We start from the raw sequence: 2,642 nt of genomic DNA, 5'->3' as shown, positions 1-2,642 counted from the left end.
ATGTTATTGGAATTTGGAATTTTAACCTTTGGAATTTACAATAGTCTGCATTCCAATCAATTGCTCCAAATAATCGCGATCATTAGACAATCTCGGAATTTTATGTTGACCGCCCAATTTGTCTTGTTCTTTTAACCAATCATAAAATAAATTTTCACGAGCCACATTTACTTTTAACTGATTCAATGTCATGTTGTTGTAACGTTTAGCTTCGTAATCAGAATTTACCGTTTGCAATGTTTCATCCAATACTTTCTGAAATTGAGCTATGTCTTCTGGATGTTTTTTAAATTCAATCATCCATTCGTGTGCACCTTTTTCTTTGCCTTTCATAAAGATAGGAGCAACGGTGTAATCTTTCACTTCGCAATTCAATGCCGAACTAGTTTTGGCAATAGCTTGATCGGTATTTTCAACCATTAATTCTTCTCCAAAAACATTGATATGATGCTTTGTTCTGCCTGAAACTCTAATTCGGTGTGGTTTTAAAGAAGTGAATCGAACCGTATCACCAATCATATAACGCCATAATCCTGAATTAGTTGTGATTACAATAGCATAATTTTTATATAATTCAACATCGGCTAAACGAACAATGCGTTGATTTGGAGTTCCAAAAGTATCCATCGGAATGAACTCGTAGAAAATTCCGTAATCCAACATCAACAATAAATCATTAGAATAATTTAAATCCTGAATGGCAAAAAATCCTTCGGAAGCATTGTAAATTTCATAATATTTGAAATTGGTATTCGGAATAATCTTTTGATACTGTTCACGATAAGGTTCAAAATTTACGCCACCATGAAAATACACTTCCAAATTGGGCCACAATTCCATCAAATTAGAATTATTGGTTTCGGTTAAAATTCGATTCAATAAAACCAAAATCCACGAAGGAACGCCAGCAAAACTGGTTACATTTTCTTTCTTGGTTTCGTTAATAATGGCGGTTAGTTTGGATTCCCATTCGCTCATTAACGATACTTTATTGCTTGGCGTACTGCTGAATTCTGCCCACATTGGCATATTTTCAATCAAGATTGCCGATAAATCTCCAAACGAAGTATTATTGTTTTCATAAATCTGAGAACTTCCGCCAAGACGCAAACTTTTTCCTAGAAACATCTCGGAATTTTCATTGTTGTTCAAATACATGCACAACAAATCTTTGCTTCCTTTATAGTGACAATCTTCTAAGGCTTCGTTACTTACTGGGATAAATTTACTTTTAGCATTGGTCGTTCCGCTTGATTTTGCAAACCACTTTATTGGAGTATTCCAAAAAACATTTTGCGCACCTTTTCTAGTGAGTTCAATCATTGGTTCTAGTTCTTCATAAGTAGAAACTGGAACTCTTTCTGTAAATGTGTTGTAGTTTTTTATGGATTCAAAATCGTATTTTTTTCCAATAACGGTTTCTTCGCAATTGCGAATTAAATTCATAAGTAACTCATCCTGAACTTCATTAGGGTATTTTAAAAAGAACTCAATCTGATGAATGCGTTGCTTTAAAACCCAGGATGCGATAGAATTTATTATTGGAAAAGGCATTTTAAGGTACGATTTAAGACGTTAAAAATACGAAATTTTTATTTTAAATCTGAAGCAAAATCTAAAATGGTTTGTGCTATTTCGGTTTGACCATTTTCACTGGTAATGTATTTTCTGTCATTTGCATTCGAAATAAATCCTATTTCAACTACCATTGATGGATATTCTGAATTTCTTAAAACCATAAAAGATCCGTTTTTTACACCGCGAATTTTTAATGGCGTTTTAGAAAATTTTTCAACTAATTTTTCTGCAAATACTGTGGATTTTTCGTATTGTATATTTTCATCCGATACAAATATTTCAAAACCATTGGCATCAGTGTTTTTAGTATGATTTACATGCAGTGAAATGGCTAAATCGGGTTTAATTTGATTGATAAAATTGGCTCTGTCTTTCAAATCCATAAAGCTATCGTCGGTGCGTGTGTAATGAAAAACTACTTCAGAATCCGTGTGAAGTGCTTTGATTTTTTTTGTTATTTCAGTAATTAGATTTTTCTCATTCAACTCGTCAATTGTTGCGCCAAAATCATGTCCACCATGACCGGAATCAATTACAACATTGATCACTTTGTTTTCGTTTTTTACAAATGATAAGCTTATAAAAGCGATTGCAACGATTAGAAATTTAAGTAAGTTTTTCATGGTTTGGTTGGTATTAGTTTAATTTTTTTGTTCGGATTTAATAAGTTTTCCTGAGAATATTGGATTTTTTTCAGATTCTTGCCCTAATGTAAAGTAATATTCATTAGCATTATTTTTTGAGATATTGAATGTTGGTCTATTGTTTTCCAGCATTTTTTGTTCAAATTCATTTGGTGATTTTGGCTCAGTATAGCCTTTAACTACAAAGGAATTTTCATCCAACCATTCTACTTCTAAGGTTTCTAATTTATCAGCTATTTTTGTTGTGAATTTACCGTTTTGAAGCAAAAAATCAAAATCATTCAATTCCATTTTTTTGAATTTTTCATCTAAAACCGCAGTATAATAGCCGTCAGGAAGCACATTAGATTCTGATTTAATTGTAAAAGAACTTAACAATATAAAAGTCATTATTACATAGAAATTTTTCATAATCAGATT

The 2,642-nt window shown here is 31.8% G+C and carries 3 protein-coding genes; all 3 read right to left on the bottom strand.

Annotation, left to right across the window (positions count from 1 at the left end; genetic code table 11):
- Positions 1-21: 21 nt before the first annotated feature.
- On the bottom strand, positions 22-1,554 hold the full coding sequence (locus DIU01_RS05920) for a GH3 auxin-responsive promoter family protein (RefSeq protein WP_290832443.1): 1,533 nt from the start codon (positions 1,552-1,554) through the stop codon (positions 22-24).
- A 38-nt stretch (positions 1,555-1,592) separates the two neighbouring features.
- Entirely contained in the window at positions 1,593-2,201 is a 609-nt protein-coding gene (locus DIU01_RS05915; RefSeq protein ID WP_290832442.1) for an N-acetylmuramoyl-L-alanine amidase, read from the bottom strand.
- A gap of 18 nt (positions 2,202-2,219) precedes the next feature.
- On the bottom strand, positions 2,220-2,642 hold a 423-nt coding region (locus DIU01_RS05910; RefSeq protein WP_290832440.1), incomplete at its 5' end, for a hypothetical protein.

The sequence above is a fragment of the Flavobacterium sp. genome (genome assembly GCF_003525665.1).
GTDB lineage: Bacteria > Bacteroidota > Bacteroidia > Flavobacteriales > Flavobacteriaceae > Flavobacterium.
Note: the sequence above shows the minus strand (reverse complement) of the source record. Positions and strands in the feature narration are given on the sequence as shown.

Excerpts from the sequence above, each read along its gene's own strand:
- DIU01_RS05920 (WP_290832443.1), bottom strand. The coding sequence starts at position 1,554 with ATGCCTTTTCCAATAATAAATTCTATCGCATCCTGGGTTTTAAAGCAA.
- DIU01_RS05915 (WP_290832442.1), bottom strand. The coding sequence starts at position 2,201 with ATGAAAAACTTACTTAAATTTCTAATCGTTGCAATCGCTTTTATAAGC.